Origin of the sequence: Actinomadura hibisca NBRC 15177, assembly GCF_001552635.1 — a bacterium.
GTDB lineage: Bacteria > Actinomycetota > Actinomycetes > Streptosporangiales > Streptosporangiaceae > Spirillospora > Spirillospora hibisca.
Genome location: NZ_BCRO01000039.1, coordinates 189916 through 205950, shown reverse-complemented (window position 1 = coordinate 205950; position 16035 = coordinate 189916). Strand labels below are relative to the sequence as shown.

The window sequence follows — 16035 nt, the reverse complement described above, 5'->3', positions numbered from 1 at the left end:
CCCCGGCGGCTGAGGTAGTTGTGATGGTTCGCGCGCGGGGCTGGGGTCATTGGTTGGGTGCAGGGCGCGGGTTGAGGTTCTTGGTCACGCGCGGGGCGCGGGGTTGAGGTTGCTGGTCATGTGTCGGGCGCGGGGCTGGCGTTGTTGGGCACGCGCGAAGCGCGGGCTGAGGTAGTCGCGCGGAGCGCAAAACGCGGAGCGTGCCTCTAGCGCGGAGCGCACGCTTTGCGCGGAGCGTGCCCTTAGCGCGGAGCGCACGCTTGGCACGAGCACAACTAACCAAGCAACCAGCGCAACCGCTAGCCCCTCCCCACCCCGAGGCACCCCACCCCCACAAAGACCACCCAAAGGAAGGGTGACAACAACCACGACCACCCCCACCATGTCCCCATGTGGTGGTGGCTAGGAGTTCTGATCTTCGTCGGCCTGCTTCTCGCCTACGGTGCCGTCTTCGACTAGCGTGCCAGACGGCGGCGGCACCGGCTTCGGGGTGGCTCCGAACTCTCCGCCGAGCTGCGTGAAACCCGTCGTGACATGCGCGCCTGGAATCGCGGCAGCACCGGGAACAGCGGTGAGGATCTGTCCTGGACGGATGAGGCCCGCCGACGCGGCCGCCGCAGGTAGGCGACGCATCCGCCACGGGTAACCGCCTAACCGTCGCGGTCACCGCACTCAGCCACCACAACCGCCGCACACGGAAAAGCGGTACGCCAAAAGCCGCGATCCAGGCCCCGGTATACCCCTGGCCGGTTGCGGCCGACGGGAGCGCCGATAGGGCTCCGCCATGAACACCAACGGTGTGAACCATTTGTCGCAATCACCGAGCGTGTTCGCGACCGGTCGTCCGTCGGTCTCCGGGTAGCCGTCGCCGTGCGGCGTACTCAAGGTACGCCGCATTCCAGGGCGACCGTGCCTTTCGATCCGGCATTTGCGCTGATCAACGCGTACGTCGGACAAAGGGAAGGGACGCCGTCGCGGGCGTCCCTCTCAGATCATTCTCGAAAAAGGCGCCGGGTCAGGTCAGCGCCGGTTCGCGGTCCTTGACGCCGAGCGACATCACATCGCCGTCGGCGGCCGTCGCGAGCGCGTCGTTCTCGGTCTGGAGCCGGGCGAGCTCGGCTTCCAGATCGCGTACTCGCTGCTGAAGACGTCGCATCTCCGACACCATCCGGGGGTCGGGACCGCCGACGTGGCCGAGTAGAGCCTTCGCCATGACTAAGGGTCCTCCACGCTGAGTAACCAGCAGGAACCGCGCACAAAGAGCGACGAGATGTCGGTGCGCGTATCGTCTAGAGTCGCACCGGGCGTGGTCCTGGTCAAGATGGACATCACGGGCCGGTAACAACCTGTCGTCCCTAGTTTAGCAGGTACAAACCGGATTTCCCTACCCCGTCACTGTTCCACGAAACCGTAAAGGCCGCCGCGAGGCTCGCTCCAGCGTTCGGCCACGCCCGTGACGTGCCCCGGAGTCCCGGAGCCGCGCAGGAGTTCCAGCAGTTTCTCGCAGGACGGGCGGGGGCCTTCCGCGATCACCTCGACCCGGCCGTCGCGCAGGTTGCTCGCGCTCCCTACCAGGCCGAGTTCCAAGGCACGGGCACGCACCCACCAGCGGAAGCCCACGCCCTGCACCCGGCCCCTCGCCCAGGCCGTCAACCGCACGGTCTCCTGCTCGTCCATGGGCGTTCTTTCCTAGGCGCGTGCCCGGCGCGGGCGGGGCTGGCAGGTCGGGCAGCTGAACGACGAGCGGTTCATGAACACCTCGCGGCGGATCGGCGACCCGCAGCGGCGGCACGGTTCGTCCCGGCGGCCGTAGGCGTCCAGCGAGCGTTCGAAGTAGCCGCTCTCCCCGTTCACGTTGACGTACAGGCTGTCGAAGGAGGTGCCGCCCGCCCTGAGCGCGGACGCCATGACCTCTCGCGCCGCCGTCAGGACGCGGGACGCCTCGGCGCGGGTCATCGTCTCGGTCGGGCGGGCCCAGTGCAGTTGGGCGCGCCACAGGGCCTCGTCGGCGTAGATGTTGCCCACGCCACTGATCAGCGACTGGTCCAGCAGGGCCCGCTTGACGCCCGTCCGGCGGCGGCGCAGCGCCTGGAAGAAGCGCTCCTCGTCGAAGGCGTCCTCCAGCGGGTCCGCCGCGATGTGCGCGATCGGCTCGGGGACGCTGCCGCCGGGGTCGAACGGGTCCGGCACCAGGTCGGCGACCATCAGGTGGCCGAAGGTTCGCTGGTCCACGAAGCGCAGGTCCAGGTCGTCCTGGGTGAACGCCACGCGGACCCGCAGGTGCTTCTCCTCGGGCCTGTCCGGGGCGTTGACCAGCAGCTGGCCGCTCATGCCCAGGTGGGCCAGGAGGGCTTCCCTGTCGCCCGCCAGCGGCAGCCACAGGTACTTGCCCCTGCGGCGCGGGCCCGCGATCGTCTGGCCCGCCAGGCGGGCCGCGAAGTCGTCGGGGCCCGCCAGGTGGCGGCGGACGGCGCGCGGGTGGAGCACCTCGGCGGTCGTGATGGTGCGTCCGGTCACCCAGCGTTCCAGGCCGTCCCGCACCACTTCCACTTCGGGAAGCTCAGGCATCGGCCGATGCCTCGGGCAGCACCAGGGCCTGGGCCGCGATCACCCGTTCGCCGTCGAAGGTCAGGGCGGGCGAGCCGTGCAGCCGGTACCCCTGCTCCAGGAGCGCGCTCACCCGGCGGCAGAACGCCGCGTCGTCGGGCCCGGTGAGCAGCCGGTAGGGCAGGAGCGGCGCGTTCTCCGAGGCGGTCATGCCGTGCCCGCGGCTTCCGCTCCTGCGGCCTCGCGCTTGACGACGCTCTCCCGGATCGCGGTCCAGGCCGCCTCGGCCGCGTGCTGCTCGGCCTCCTTCTTGCTGCGCCCCTCGCCCGAGCCGTAGGCGATGCCGCCGACCCGCACCGCGGCGCGGAAGGTCTTCTGGTGGTCGGGGCCGCTCTCGGTGACGTGGTACTCGGGGACGCCGAGCTCCTCCACGGCCGTCAGCTCCTGGAGGGAGGTCTTCCAGTCCAGGCCGGCGCCCAGGCCCGCCGAGCGGTCGATGAGGCCGTCGAACAGGCGGTGCACCAGCGCCCCGGCCTCGTCCAGGCCGCGGTCGAGGTAGACGGCGCCGATCAGGGCCTCCAGGGTGTCGGCCAGGATCGAGTCCTTGTCGCGGCCCCCGGTGCCCTCCTCGCCCCGGCCCAGCCGGATGTGGGCGCCCACGCCCAGCGTGCGGGCCACGCCCGCCAGCGCCCGCATGTTCACGACCGCGGCGCGCAGCTTGGCGAGCTGCCCCTCGGGCAGGTCGGGGTGGCCCCGGAACAGGGTGTCGGTGACCACCAGGCCGAGCACCGAGTCGCCCAGGAACTCCAGGCGCTCGTTGGTCGGCAGTCCGCCGTTCTCGTAGGCGTAGGAACGGTGCGTCAGCGCGCGTTCCAGCAGGTCGGCGGAGACCTCGACGCCCAGCGCGGTGATCAGTTCCGCGCGGTCGGCCGTCGGGTCGGCCTTCTTGCCGCTCACAGCCCCTCCTCACAAGGCCGTTGGGGCGCGCGGCGGCGGGAGCGGCGGGGCGGCGGGCCGGGGAAAGGTCCGCGAAGACGAGGTGCGCGCCGGTGTCGATCCCGGCGTGCACCACGGCTCCGGGCGCCGGTCCGGGCCGGTCGCTCCGCCTGACTTCGGCCGACGCCTCGCGCCGGGTGGGTCAGGGTGCCTCCGGGCGTCCGGAGGGGCGGCCGCGTGCCATGACGCGGGGCCGCCCCCCGGAACGCTCGGCGCAGATCAGGCCGACGGCGCGGTGACCTGCCGGCGGTCGTAGGTGCCGCAGGTCGCGCACGCGGTGTGCGGCAGCTTCTGGTCGCGGCAGGTCGGGCACTCGACCAGGGTGGGCGCCGCGGTCTTCCACTGCGAACGCCGGTGCCGCGTGTTGCTGCGCGACTTCTTACGCTTCGGGACGGCCACGTCAGCCCTCCTGCTTTCCTTCTCGTTGGTCGACAAGCCCTTGCAGCGCCGCCCACCGGGGGTCGGCGACATCATGGTGGTGTTCGGGGCCGGCGTCAGCCAGCCGCACACCGCACTCCGGGCACAGGCCGGGACAGTCGTCCCGGCACAGCGGCGACAGCGGCAGTGCGAGCAGCACCGCGTCGCGGAGCACCGGTTCGAGGTCGATCAGATCGTCCTCGAGTCGGAGCTCGTCGTCGTCCGCGTTTCCGCCGGAGCGGGTGTCAGGATAAACGAAGAGCTCCTGGAAGTCCGCCTCGAAGGTCGAGGCGATCGGGTCCAGGCAGCGCGCGCACTCCCCGTCGAGGGGGACGCGCGCCGTGCCGGTGATGAGCACGCCTTCGAGCACCGCTTCGAGCCGGAGGTCCAGCTCGATCTCGGCGCCTTCGGGCACGCCCACCATCTCGACGCCGAAGTTCTCCGGGGCCGGCACGGTCAGGGTCTTCTCCCGCGAAGACCCCGGCTGCCTGCTCAGGGCTCTCGTGTCGAGCACCAGCGGGGCGTTGGGATCGAGGCGAGACAGTGGATTCCTGCTTTCGTGAGGCATGGTGAACAGCGGCCATCGTCCTGGCCGACACCCCAGGGTACCGAAAGCGGCGCGCGGACCCAACTCGCCCCCGGCGCGAGGCGGTCGTCCCGGCTGGTCAGGGCTCGTTCTTGAGGCGTTCCACCAGCCGCTGGTGCACGCTGTCGGGCACCAGGCCGGAGATGTCGCCGCCGAACTTGACGACCTCCTTCATCAGGCTGGAGGACAGGAACGCGTACAGCGGGTTGGTGGCCATGAACAACGTCTCCACCCCGGCGATGCGGTGGTTCATCTGGGCCATCTGCAGCTCGTACTCGTAGTCGCTGACGGCCCGCAGCCCCCGGACGATCACCGGGATGTCCTGCTCCTTGCAGTAGTCCACGGTGAGGCCGTAGAACTTGTCCACCTTGATGTTGCCGTACTCCTTGGTGACCTCGGCGATCATGTCGGCTCGCTCGTCCACCGTGAACAGGCTCTTCTTGTTCTTGTTGATCAATACGGCGACGACGACCTCGTCATAGAGGCGCGAGGCCCGGCTGATGATGTCGAGGTGCCCGTTGGTGACGGGGTCGAACGATCCCGGACAGACGACACGGCGCACGAGGAGACCCCTTCGATCCCGGTTTCTGACCTGCGGCGCGACCGTACCAAACCGCCCGTACCGCATTCGGCACCGCCCCGGCGCGCGGCGGGCGGCCTGCCGGGGTGCGGTGATCAGCGTCCCAGCGCGTCGATGATGTCGGCGGCGATCGGCCCCGACTCGATCCCGTAACCGGACGCCTCGGTCATCACCGCGACCGCGTACCGGGGGTCGGAGCGGGGCCCGAACCCGATGAACCAGCGGTCGTTGTAGGCGGCGCCCTCGACGTCGGCGGTGCCGGTCTTGCCGCCCAGCACCGAGGTGCCCTGCAACGACTTGCCGGTGCCGCTGCGGACGACGGCCTCCATCATCTCCTTGAGCTGCCCGGCCTGCTCGCCGGTGAGCGCGCGGCCGAGGCGGCGCGGCCGGGTCTCCTCCACCACCGAGCCGTCGGCACCGCGCACCTTGCCCACGAGATAGGGGTTCATGACCTCGCCGCCGTTGACGGAGGCGGCGGCGACCATGGCCATCTGGAGCGGGGTCGCCACGGTGCTGCCCTGGCCGATGGAGCCGAGGGCGCTCAGCGAGGGCTGGTCGGTGCGCGGGAACGAGCTGGGCGCGCTGGACACGCCCCGGGCGATCTCGACGCGCCGGGCGAAGCCGTACTTCTCCGCCTGGGCCGCGACGGCGGCGTTGCCGGGGGTCTGGGCGCCCATGTAGGCGAAGGTGGTGTTGCAGGACTGGGCGTAGGAGTCGATCAGCGGAATGGCGGGCAGGTCGCACTGGCCGCCGATGTCCCCGGCGTCGTTGTTGATGGCCTGCCCGGCGCCCGGCGGCCGATAGCTGCGGCCCGCCCGGACCTGGGTCCGCTCGGTGTCCCCGGCGGCCAGCGCGCTGGCGGCGACCACGGTCTTGAAGGTGGAGCCGGGCGGGAAGACCTCGCTGAGCGCCTTGTTGAGCATGGGCTTCAGGCGCTCGGCGTTCAGCCGCCGGAAGGCGGCGTCGGCCCGCTTGGAGTCGAGGGTGGCCACCGAGTTGACGTCGTAGGACGGGGTGGAGGCCATGACGAGGATCTCGCCGGTCTTGGCGTCCAGCGCGACGGCGGCGGCCCGGCGGCTGCCGCTGCCGGCCAGCGCGTTGTAGGCGGTGCGCTGCGCGTCGGGGACGATCGTGGCCTCGACGGTCCCGCCCGCCACCTTCCTGCCGAGGATCTTGTCGACGAGGTTGGTGGCGGCCAGGCGGGCGTCGGTGCCGTCCAGGATGTGGTTCTCGGCGCTCTCCAGGCCCGACTGGGAGAACAGCGAGAAGTAGCCGGTGACCGGGGCGAAGATCTCGCTCTGCCGGTAGCGGCGCTGGTAGCGCTTGCCCGCGGCGGGTTCGGACCAGGCCAGGCGCTCGCCCCCGGCCACGATCGGCCCGCGCGCGAGCGTCATGCGGTCGGCGTACTGGCGGGCGTTCAGCGGGTCGTCGCGCAGGGCCTGCGCCCGGAAGCCCTGCACGTAGGTGACGTTGGCCATCAGGGCCAGGACCATCACCAGCGTGACGACCCAGGTCCGCCGCAGGGACTTGTCCATGCCGTGCCCCAACCCCCCGAAGATCTACCGTCACTCATCGTAGTCAGATGGTGACAGCGAGGGGATCAACCGGTGGCGCGTCCGTACCAGAACACCGCTTCACCGTAACGCCGGTCGCGTTCGGCCTCGTAGCCCTCGGGCCACACCAGCGCGGGGCCGCGCACCGAGCGTTCGACGGCTATGAGCGCGTCGGCGGCGAGCCAGCCGTTGTCGCGCAGCGCCTCCAGCAGGTCGGTGACGGCGGCGTCGGCCAGCGGGTAGGGCGGGTCGGCGAAGATCAGGTCGTAGGGGGCGTCGGGGGCGCGGCGCACCACCCGTTCGACCCGGTCGGCGACCGGGACCGCGCCGGGCAGGCCGAGGTCGGCGGCGTTCTGCCGGACCACCTTGACCGCGCGCGGGTGCGACTCCACCAGCAGGGCGTGCGCCGCGCCGCGCGACAGCGCCTCCAGGCCGACCGCGCCGGACCCGGCGAACAGGTCGGCGACGCGCAGCCCGTCCAGCGGGCCCAGCAGGGCCTGGACGGTGGAGAACAGCCCTTCGCGCGCGCGGTCGCTGGTGGGCCGGGTGTCCCGTCCGGCCGGGACCGCCAGCCTGCGTCCGCCCGCGCTTCCCGCGATGACCCTGGTCATGGTTCCCAGTATCGCGGCATCCCGATCGTCCATTGCCCCCGGCGGACCGGGGCGTCCCCACCCCGAGGCACCCCGGCCCGCCGGAGGATCGCTAGGCCAGGGCCCAGCGAGCTTGGGTGCGCACGCCCGGGTCGGGGTCGGCGAGCGCCTCGGTGAGGGCGGCCAGCGCCTCGGGGTGGTCGGCGGCCCACCGCTCCAGCGACTGGATCGCCGCGCGCCGCACGTCCACGATGCGGTCGCGCAGGGCCCGGACCAGCGGGCGGACGGCGATCTCGGGGTCGGCCGCGCCGAGGGCGAGCGCGGCGCGGCGGCGGACCTGCCAGCTGGTGTGCGCGGTGGCGGTGATCACGCGGCCGGCGAGCGGCTCGGGCACGCCGAGCACGGCGGCGGCGTCCAGCGCGGCCATCCGCACCACCGGGTCGTGGTCGGCCAGCAGGTGGTCCAGGGCGGTCGGGGCGACGGGTCCGGCGAGGCGGGCCAGGCCCTCGGCGACCGCGACGCGCACCTCGCGGGCGGGGTCGTCGGCGGCCTCGGCGACCTCGGCGGCGGCGCGCAGGGCGGTGAGGCCGAGCACGGCCTGCACCCGGACGTACGGCTCGTCGTCCTGGAGGCCGTGGGCGTACAGCTCGGCCGCGCCCCGGACGAGGACGGCGAGCACCTCGGCGGCGGTGTCGCGGACGCGGTCGTCGCGGCCGCTCGCGGCGGCCAGCAGCAGGGCGCGCACGCCGTCGTCGCCGAGGTACAGCTCGGGCAGGTCGCGCAGGGCGGTGGCGGCGACGTCGCGGACGGCGCCGTCCTCGTCGGCCAGCGCCCAGGCCAGGGCGTCGCCCGCCGCGCCGGAGACGCGGCCGGAGCCCGCGAGCCGGGCGAGCGCGGTGACGGCGGCCTCGCGGGTGCGCGGGTCGGCGTCGCGCAGCCGCGCCTCGATGCCGGCGATGGGTGTGCTGGTGGCGGGCGTGTCGATGATGGTCATGGGGAGCCTCCGTGGAGCCGTCGGGTCCGGGTCGGTGAGCGGTGGGTCAGCGACAGGAACACAGCGCGCTCGCCTGCCGTCGGAGATCGACGTACCACCGCGCGGTGAGGGGCTCGTTCGGATGCACACCCTCATCCTGACCCCTATTCTCAAGTAAGTCAACTTATAAAGTAGGAAATGCCGGAGGAGCGAGGGGACGCGGCCCGCCGCGCCCCCTCGACCAGCGACATCGTCCGGTCATGCGACCGCCTTCACCTCCTGCTCCCCGACGTCCGTCCCGGCCCCGGCCGCCTCGGCCCGGCGACCGCGCAGCAGCACCAGGGCGAGCAGCGCCCCCGCCGCCGCGATCCCCGCCGCGACCAGGAAGGCCGATTGGAAGCCCTCCGTCAGGCGCGCCGCGTCCCCGAGCGCCCCGGCGCCCTGCGCGGTGGCCACGGCGGTCGCCGCCGCCAGGCCGAGCGCCGAGCCCACCTGGTAGGTGGTGTTGACGATGCCGGAGGCCAGCCCGCTCTCCTCGGGCCGCACCCGGGAGATCGCCGACATCATCGTGGGGATGTAGGCCAGCGACATGCCGAGCGCCGCCACCAGCGAGGCGGCCAGCACGTCCACCGCGAAGCTGCCGCCGGGACGCACCAGCGTGAGCCCGCCGAGGCCGAGCGCCAGCACCGCGAGGCCGGTGACCACCAGCGGCTTCATTCCGAAGCGGCCCATCAGCCGCCCGGTGACGCCGACCATCAGCACCATGATCGTGACGGTCATCGGCAGCAGCGCCGCGCCGCTGGCGAACGCGCCGAAGCCGAGCACCTGCTGAAGGTAGAGGTTGAGGAAGTACCAGGCCGGGATCCACGCGCCGCCCAGCAGGGTGAACACCAGGTTCGCGGCGGCCAGGTCCGGGGTGCGCCAGATCTTCAGCGGCATCAGCGGCTGCCGCAGCGCCCGCTGGACGACCACGAACAGCGCCAGCAGCACCGCCGCGCCGACGAGCCCCAGCAGCGTGGCCGCCGATCCCCAGCCCTGCTCGGGGGCCCGGACGACGGTGAACACCGCCAGCGCCAGGCCCGCCGTCACCGCGGCCGCGCCCAGCAGGTCCACCGAGCCGCGCCGGGACCCGACCGCCGGGAGGACGGCGGGCACGGCGGCGAGGGTGGCCAGGCCGATCGGGACGTAGATGACGAAGACCCACGGCCAGCTCAGCCACTCGGTGAGCACGCCGCCGAGGAACACCCCGGCCGTGCCGCCCGCCGGGGCCGCCGCGCCGTACAGGGCCATCGCCTTGCCCAGTTCCCTGGGATTGGCGCCGAAGATCGCGATGAGCAGGGTCATGGCGGCGGGGGTGATGAGCGCGCCGCCCACGCCCTGGATACCCCGGCCGAGTATCTCGACCCAGGCGTCCTGCGCGGCCGCCGCGACGACCGAGCCGCCGATGAGCACCGCCCACCCGGCGGCGAAGACCCGCCGCGCGCCGAGCAGGTCCGACAACCGGCCGCCGAGCAGCAGCAGGCCGCCGAAGACGACGACGTAGGCGTTGAAGACCCACTGCAGGCCGCCGGGCGTGAAGCCCAGGTCGCGCTGCATGTCGGGGAGGGCCACCCCGATGATGGACGTGTCCATGATGACCATGAACTGGGCCGTGGCGAGGACCAGCAGGGCCCACCACCGCCGGTTCTGCACGTTCGCGGACATCGCCGCCTCCGTATACCTATAGGGGGTATCTGTTCGAGACGTGAAGTTAACACACCCCTGGGGGGTATAGCGATGTGATGCCGGTCACGTGGACGGCGCGATCAGGAGATCAGGTCTTTTCGAGGTACTCGGTGCGGTCGGCGTCCAGCAGCGCGGCCAGCTCGGCCGCCAGCCCCGGATGCCCGGCCAGCTCGGGATCGGCGTTCACCAGCGCGGTCGCCTCCTCGCGGGCGGCCAGGATGACCTTCTCGTCGTCTTGCAACGTGAGCAACCGCAGGCTGGAGGACCGGCCCGCCTGCGCCGCGCCCAGCACGTCGCCCTCACGGCGCTGCTCCAGGTCGAGCCGCGACAGCTTGAAGCCGTCGGTGGTGGAGGCGACCGCGTCCAGCCGCTCGCGGGACTTGCTCCCCGGCTCGGCGTCGGTGACCAGCAGGCACAGCCCGTGCAACTGCCCCCGCCCGACCCGGCCCCGCAACTGGTGCAGCTGGGAGACGCCGAACCGGTCCGCGTCCATGATCACCATGACGGTGGCGTTCGGCACGTCCACGCCCACCTCGATCACCGTGGTGGCCAGCAGCACGTCCAGCTCGCGGGCGGCGAAGCGGCGCATCACCGCGTCCTTCTCGTCGGGATGCAGCTTGCCGTGCAGCACCCCGATCCGCAGGCCCGCCAGCAGCTCGCCCTCCAGCCGCGGCAGCAGCTCCATGATCCCCAGCGGGGAGCGGCGCGGCCCGTCCTCGGCCTCGGCGGCCGGGACGTCGCCCTCGTCGCCCTCCTGCTCGCCGATGCGCGGGCAGACGATGTAGATCTGCCGCCCCTGCCCCGCCTCCTCGCGGATGCGCTCCCAGGTGCGGGCGAGGAAGGCGGGCTTCTCCGGCGGCACCACGTGCGTCTGGATCTGCGCGCGACCCGCCGGGAGCTGGCCCAGCACCGAGGTCTCCAGATCGCCGAACACCGTCATCGCGACCGTGCGCGGGATCGGCGTGGCGGTCATGACCAGCACGTGCGGCCGACCGCCGCTGACCTTCTCGCGCAACGCGTCACGCTGCTCGACGCCGAACCGGTGCTGCTCGTCCACCACCACCAGCCCGAGGTCGGCGAACTGGACCTGGTCCTGGAGCAGCGCGTGCGTGCCGACCACGATCCCGGCGGACCCGGAGGCGGCCTCCAGCAGCGCGGTCTTGCGCGCCTTGGCCCCCTGCGAGCCGGTGAGCAGCGTCACGCGCGTCGCCTGCTCGGCCCCGCCGATCTGCCCGGCCTGCGCCAGCTCCCCCAGCATCCCGGTGATCGACCGGTAGTGCTGCTGGGCGAGCACCTCGGTGGGCGCGAGCAGCGCCGCCTGCCCACCGCCGTCCACCACCTGCAACATGGCCCGCAACGCGACCACGGTCTTACCCGCTCCGACGTCGCCTTGAAGAAGGCGGTGCATCGGGTGTTCGACGGACAGGTCGGCGGCGATCTCCGTGCCTACCTCGCGCTGGCCCTCGGTCAGGTCGAACGGCAGGCGCTCGTCGAAGGCGTCCAGCAGGCCGCCGGGGGTGGCGGGGCGGGGCTTGGCGGGGAGCGCGGCGGCGGCCAGGCGGCGCTGGGCCAGGGCGATCTGGAGGACGAACGCCTCGTCCCACTTCAGGCGGTCCTTGGCGACCTCCAGTTCCCTCCACTTCTTCGGGCGGTGGATGCCCTCGTAGGCGGATTTCAGGTCGGTCATGCCGCGGCGGCGGCGCAGGTCGTCGGGCATCGGGTCGGCGCCGAGGTCGATCTGGTCGAGCAGCAGGCCGACCGACTTGCCGATGGCGTCGATGTCCAGGCCCTTGGTGGTGGGGTAGATCGGGATGATCTCGTCGGCCCACTCGCGGGCGGCCCGGTCGGCGTCGCTGGCGGCCACCACCTTGTACTGGGGGTGGGCGAGCTGGCGCACGACCTTGCCGTTGCGCTGGTTGTAGGAGCTGATCTTGCCGGCGAACAGGCCGCGGGTGCCCGGGGACAGGTCGCGTTCGGGCACGAACGAGCCCTTGCGGCCGAAGAAGCTGAGCCGCAGCTCGCCGGTGCCGTCGGTGACGGTGATCTCCAGGACGTAGCCGGGGCTGCGGGTCAGCGAGCGGCCCTGCACCTTGACGACCTCGGCCATGACGGTGACGTGCTCGCCGTCCTGCAGGTCGTTCAGCGGGGTCAGCTCGCCGCGGTGGGCGTGGCGGCGCGGGTAGTGGTGCAGCAGGTCGCCGACCGTGTGGAGGTCGAGTCCCTTGGCCAGCACCTTGGCCGTCTTGTCGCCCAGCACCTTCTGCAACGGCTCGTCGAGGTTCGCCACCCGTCCATTGAAGCCCATCGGTGTGACAGCGGCTCACTCCACGCCGACGAGCAGGGGGTAGCGCTCCTGGCGGCCGTCGTAGACGCCGACCTCCACGTCGGGGTGGCGGGCGCGCAGGTGATCTTCCAGCAGGCCGGCGAGCCCGGCGGGGGCGTGCCGGCCGACGATCAGGGTGACCAGCTCGCCGCCGCCGGACAACATGCGGTCCAGCATCTGGCGGGCGGTGGCGGCGGGCTCGGCGCCGATCATCGCGACGTCGCCCTCGATCAGGCCGAGCACGTCGCCGGGCTGGCACAGGCCCACGCTGGTGACGGCCTCCTGCTCGGCGACCTCCAGGTGGCCGAAGCGGGTGGCCCCGGCGGCGCGGGTCATGGCGATGACGTCCTCGCCGAAGCGGCGCAGCGGGTCGTGCACGGCCAGCGCCGCCAGGCCCTGCACCGACGCTCTGGTGGGGACGACGGCGATGCGCGCGCCGCCGTCGCGGGCGCGTTCGGCGGCGGCCTCGGCGAGGGCCAGCACCTCCGGCTCGTTGGGCAGCACCGCCACCTCGTCGCCCGCGGCCAGGATCGCCTCGGCCAGCACCGCCAGCGGCGGGACGGCGCCGGGCTCGCGCCGCACCACGCGGGCCCCGGCCTCCTCGAACAGCTCGGCCAGTCCCCCGGCGGCGGTGACCGCCACCACGGCGCGGCCCTCGCAGGGCGCGTCCGGGTCCTCGGGCGAGGCGTGCAGGTAGGTGACGCGGACGCGGTGCGGGCGGCCCGCGGCGAGGCCCGCCTCGATGGCCGCGCCCGCGTCGTCCACGTGGACGTGCACGTTCCACAGGCCGTCGCCGCCGACGACCACCAGCGAGTCGCCGAGGCCGTCCAGGGTCTCGCGCAGGCCGTGGACGGTCTCGTCGGGGGCGTCCAGCAGGTACATCACCTCGTAGCCGGGGCCGGGCGGGCCGCCGCGCTCCTCGCGGACCGGGACGGGGCCGGTGCGCGCGGGCACCTCGTAGCGCTCGGGATACTCCTCGGTGAGGACGGCGGCGAACGCGTCCAGCACCACGCACAGGCCCGCCGCGCCCGCGTCGACCACGCCGTTGCGGGCCAGGACGTCCAGTTGGGCGGTGGTGTCGCGCAGGGCCCGGCGCGCGCCGGAGGCGGCGGCGCGGGCGACGGCGGCGGTGCCGGGGCCCGCCATGCCGGTGGCGTCGGAGGCGGCCTCCAGGACGCTGAGGATGGTGCCCTCGACGGGGTGCTCGACGGCGGTGTGGGCGAGCACCGCCGCGTAGCCCAGCGCCTCACCCAGGACGACGCCGTCGGGCGGGCCGGGCAGGGGGCCGAGGATGTCGGCGAGGCCGCGGAACACCTGGCTGAGGATCACCCCGGAGTTGCCGCGCGCGCCCAGCAGCGCGCCCTGGGCGAGGGCGCGCCACACCGGCCCGGCGGCCGGTCCGGCGGGCGCCTCGGCGACGGCGTCGGCGGCGGCCAGCACGGTGAGGTGCAGGTTGGTGCCGGTGTCGCCGTCGGGCACCGGGAAGACGTTGAGGGCGTCGATGTCGCCCCGGGTACGGCCCAGCGCCTCGGCCGCCAGCCTGATCCAGCGCCGCACCGCCGTCCCGTCGAGGACCTCGCCCACCCTGGTTCCCCTCCCTGTGTCCGGGTTACCTCTGTACCGTGCGGGACCCCTCCTTGGGAACCGATCACCGGTGAATCCGCAGGCCGATTCGCATACCGGACGCGCGGTCGGCTACTCTGATCCATGCGCCTCGTCCCGAGGCGCCCATCGGTGAGCGCTCCTGGTGCCCGGCTCGGGCCAGCGAGACCCGCCGATTATCACAGCACCGACACCCACTTGGAGTTTCCCGTGGCTTCCGTCTGCGACGTCTGCGGCAAGGGACCCGGATTCGGCATGCGCGTCTCCCACTCGCACCGCCGCACCCCGCGCCGCTGGAACCCCAACATCCAGCGGGTGCGCGCCGTTCTCAACGGCAGCACCAAGCGGATCAACGCCTGCACCTCCTGCATCAAGGCCGGCAAGGTCGTCAAGCCGACCGTCTGACGCGGGCACCGCACACTTCGAGACCGGTCCGTCGGAACGATCCGACGGGCCGGTTTTCGTGCTGCCCGAAACAACGATCTTCGACCCGGACGGGTGACCCGCCCGGGCCTGCGGCGGCGTGCCCGTCAGCGCAGCCGCCAGCCGTGGTCGACCGGGCCGATGCCCCCGCCGAGCGGGAACCCGGCCGCGATCGCGCCGGTCACGTACTCCTTGGCGCGGGCCACGGCGGTGGGCACGTCCGCGCCGAGCGCCAGGTGCGAGGCGATCGCCGAGGCGAGCGTGCAGCCGGTGCCGTGGGTGTGCCGGTTGTCGTGCCGGGGGCCGGTGAAGCGGTGCTCGGTCGTGCCGTCGAACAGCAGGTCGGCGGGCTCGCCGGGCAGGTGGCCGCCCTTGATCAGCACCCAGGCGGGGCCGAGCGCCTTGACCGCCTCGGCGGCCTCGCGCAGCCCCGACTCGTCCACCACCTTGACGCCGGTGAGCTGCTCGACCTCCCACAGGTTGGGGGTGGCGACGGTCGCAACCGGCAGCAGCCGGGTGCGCACCGCCTCGACGGCCTCCGCGGCCAGCAGCGTGTCGCCGTGCTTGGACACCCCGACCGGGTCGACGATCACCGGCGCGTCCACGGTGGCCAGCACCTCGGCGACGGTCTCCACCAGCGGCGTGGAGGCCAGCATCCCGGTCTTGACGGCGTGCGCGCCGATGTCGGACAACACCGAGTCCAGCTGCGCGCGCACGGCCTCGGGCGGCAGCTCCCAGTAGCCCTGGACGCCCAGCGAGTTCTGCGCGGTGACGGCGGCGATGACGCTCATGCCGTGCACGCCCAGCGCGAGCATCGTCTTCAGGTCGGCCTGGATCCCGGCGCCGCCGCCGGAGTCGGAGCCGGCGACGGTGAGGACGAGCGGCGGGGCCTGGGCGGGGGCCGGATTCTGCGTCATACCGCCCACTGTAAAGGGGCGGGCGGCGCGGTCAGGACGGCGTGCAGGACGCCCCGTTGATCTTGCAGAAGGACGGCCGCGCGGCGGTGCCGCGCGCGCTGAACACGATCTTGACGGACTGGCCGGGGGCCAGGCCCGGCGCGCCGTCCGGGCTGCGCACCCAGCCGAACTTCCCGGTGCGCACGACGGTGCCGCCCGCCAGGGCGCGCACGGTGGTGGCGGGGAAGCCGAACGCCAGCGTCCAGCGGGGGGCCGCGGCCGCGCCGCGGTTGGTGATGACGGCGGTGCCGCGGAAGGCGGTGGCGGTCCTGCCGGTCACCTGGAAGGCGACGGTGAGCGCGGGGGCGCCGGCGCGGGGGGCGCCGCGGCTGGCGCGCTGGCCGGGGTTGCGCTGGGAGACCTGGCTGTCGTGCGGACCGTCGGCCTGCGGCGCGTGGGTGCCGCCGCCGCCGAAGTTCAGGGAGATCTGCTGGGTGCTGAACGCGTAGGCGACCACGCCGACCGCCGCGACGGCCGCCACGATCGGCAGCAGCGGGAGCGGGACGTTGAGGGGCATCCGGCTGCCGCCGGACGCCGCCGGCTCCGGTCGCGGAGCCTGCACCGGCAGGCCGTCGGGGACGGTGCGCCGCGCGTCGCGGGAGGGGTCGGCCGACGGCCCGGCGTCGTCCGCCGCGCCCTCGTCATCGCCGTGCCCGAGCTTGGTGTGTCGTCCCATCCCATCCCTCTTCGATCACAGGATGTATACCAAACCAGCACCAAAGATGCCTACCAGACCAGTAAACGCCGGTCCGGTCCCACGTGCG

General features: G+C 73.1%; 17 protein-coding genes. 1 reads left to right on the top strand and 16 read right to left on the bottom strand.

Features of this window, described 5'->3' with window-relative positions:
* Positions 1-1015: 1015 nt before the first annotated feature.
* The 14 genes from AH6_RS19300 to fakA form a co-directional block, all read right to left on the bottom strand.
* On the bottom strand, positions 1016-1213 hold the full coding sequence (locus tag AH6_RS19300) for a hypothetical protein (protein ID WP_067481732.1): 198 nt from the start codon (positions 1211-1213) through the stop codon (positions 1016-1018).
* Between the two features lie 179 nt (positions 1214-1392).
* Positions 1393-1677, bottom strand: a complete 285-nt coding sequence (locus AH6_RS19295; protein WP_067481730.1) for an acylphosphatase — start codon at positions 1675-1677, stop codon at positions 1393-1395.
* Between the two features lie 12 nt (positions 1678-1689).
* On the bottom strand, positions 1690-2568 hold the full coding sequence (gene mutM, locus AH6_RS19290; protein WP_067481728.1) for a bifunctional DNA-formamidopyrimidine glycosylase/DNA-(apurinic or apyrimidinic site) lyase: 879 nt from the start codon (positions 2566-2568) through the stop codon (positions 1690-1692).
* Entirely contained in the window at positions 2561-2758 is a 198-nt protein-coding gene (locus AH6_RS19285; RefSeq protein ID WP_067481726.1) for a DUF1737 domain-containing protein, read from the bottom strand. Before AH6_RS19285 ends, mutM begins: the two co-directional genes overlap by 8 nt.
* Positions 2755-3504, bottom strand: coding sequence for a ribonuclease III (gene rnc, locus AH6_RS19280; RefSeq protein ID WP_067481723.1), 750 nt, complete (start codon positions 3502-3504; stop codon positions 2755-2757). The genes AH6_RS19285 and rnc overlap by 4 nt, the downstream gene beginning before the upstream one ends.
* Positions 3505-3762: 258 nt before the next feature.
* Positions 3763-3942 carry a 50S ribosomal protein L32 gene (rpmF, locus tag AH6_RS19275; protein WP_067481722.1) on the bottom strand — a complete coding sequence of 60 codons (180 nt, stop codon included), beginning with the start codon at positions 3940-3942 and terminating at the stop codon, positions 3763-3765.
* 1 nt (position 3943) lies between these two features.
* A complete protein-coding gene (locus AH6_RS19270) occupies positions 3944-4528 on the bottom strand; it encodes a YceD family protein (RefSeq protein WP_067481721.1) in 585 nt (194 codons plus the stop codon).
* Positions 4529-4625: 97 nt separating this feature from the next.
* Complete coding sequence (gene coaD, locus AH6_RS19265; protein ID WP_067481720.1) at positions 4626-5108, bottom strand: pantetheine-phosphate adenylyltransferase; 483 nt, start codon at positions 5106-5108, stop codon at positions 4626-4628.
* A 113-nt stretch (positions 5109-5221) separates the two neighbouring features.
* Positions 5222-6661, bottom strand: a complete 1440-nt coding sequence (locus AH6_RS19260; RefSeq protein WP_067481719.1) for a penicillin-binding transpeptidase domain-containing protein — start codon at positions 6659-6661, stop codon at positions 5222-5224.
* A gap of 65 nt (positions 6662-6726) precedes the next feature.
* On the bottom strand, positions 6727-7290 hold the full coding sequence (gene rsmD, locus AH6_RS19255; RefSeq protein WP_067481717.1) for a 16S rRNA (guanine(966)-N(2))-methyltransferase RsmD: 564 nt from the start codon (positions 7288-7290) through the stop codon (positions 6727-6729).
* A gap of 91 nt (positions 7291-7381) precedes the next feature.
* Positions 7382-8263, bottom strand: a complete 882-nt coding sequence (locus tag AH6_RS19250) for a HEAT repeat domain-containing protein (RefSeq protein ID WP_067481715.1) — start codon at positions 8261-8263, stop codon at positions 7382-7384.
* A 237-nt stretch (positions 8264-8500) separates the two neighbouring features.
* Positions 8501-9946 (bottom strand): MFS transporter, encoded by a 1446-nt coding sequence (locus AH6_RS19245; RefSeq protein WP_067481713.1) that lies wholly within the window; start codon positions 9944-9946, stop codon positions 8501-8503.
* A 109-nt stretch (positions 9947-10055) separates the two neighbouring features.
* Complete coding sequence (gene recG, locus AH6_RS19240; RefSeq protein ID WP_067481711.1) at positions 10056-12254, bottom strand: ATP-dependent DNA helicase RecG; 2199 nt, start codon at positions 12252-12254, stop codon at positions 10056-10058.
* Positions 12255-12287: 33 nt separating this feature from the next.
* On the bottom strand, positions 12288-13874 hold the full coding sequence (gene fakA / locus AH6_RS19235) for a DAK2 domain-containing protein (RefSeq protein ID WP_067481709.1): 1587 nt from the start codon (positions 13872-13874) through the stop codon (positions 12288-12290).
* A gap of 228 nt (positions 13875-14102) precedes the next feature.
* On the opposite strand from fakA, the gene rpmB reads away from it, so the two are divergent.
* The gene (rpmB, locus tag AH6_RS19230; RefSeq protein ID WP_067481707.1) at positions 14103-14297 is read left to right on the top strand and encodes a 50S ribosomal protein L28; all 195 of its coding nucleotides are present in this window, start codon (positions 14103-14105) and stop codon (positions 14295-14297) included.
* 125 nt (positions 14298-14422) lie between these two features.
* Here the strand turns inward: rpmB and thiD are convergent, their stop codons facing one another.
* Positions 14423-15232 (bottom strand): bifunctional hydroxymethylpyrimidine kinase/phosphomethylpyrimidine kinase, encoded by an 810-nt coding sequence (gene thiD, locus AH6_RS19225; protein WP_067481705.1) that lies wholly within the window; start codon positions 15230-15232, stop codon positions 14423-14425.
* Between the two features lie 31 nt (positions 15233-15263).
* On the bottom strand, positions 15264-15947 hold the full coding sequence (locus AH6_RS19220) for a cellulose binding domain-containing protein (RefSeq protein WP_067481703.1): 684 nt from the start codon (positions 15945-15947) through the stop codon (positions 15264-15266).
* Positions 15948-16035 lie beyond the last annotated feature (88 nt).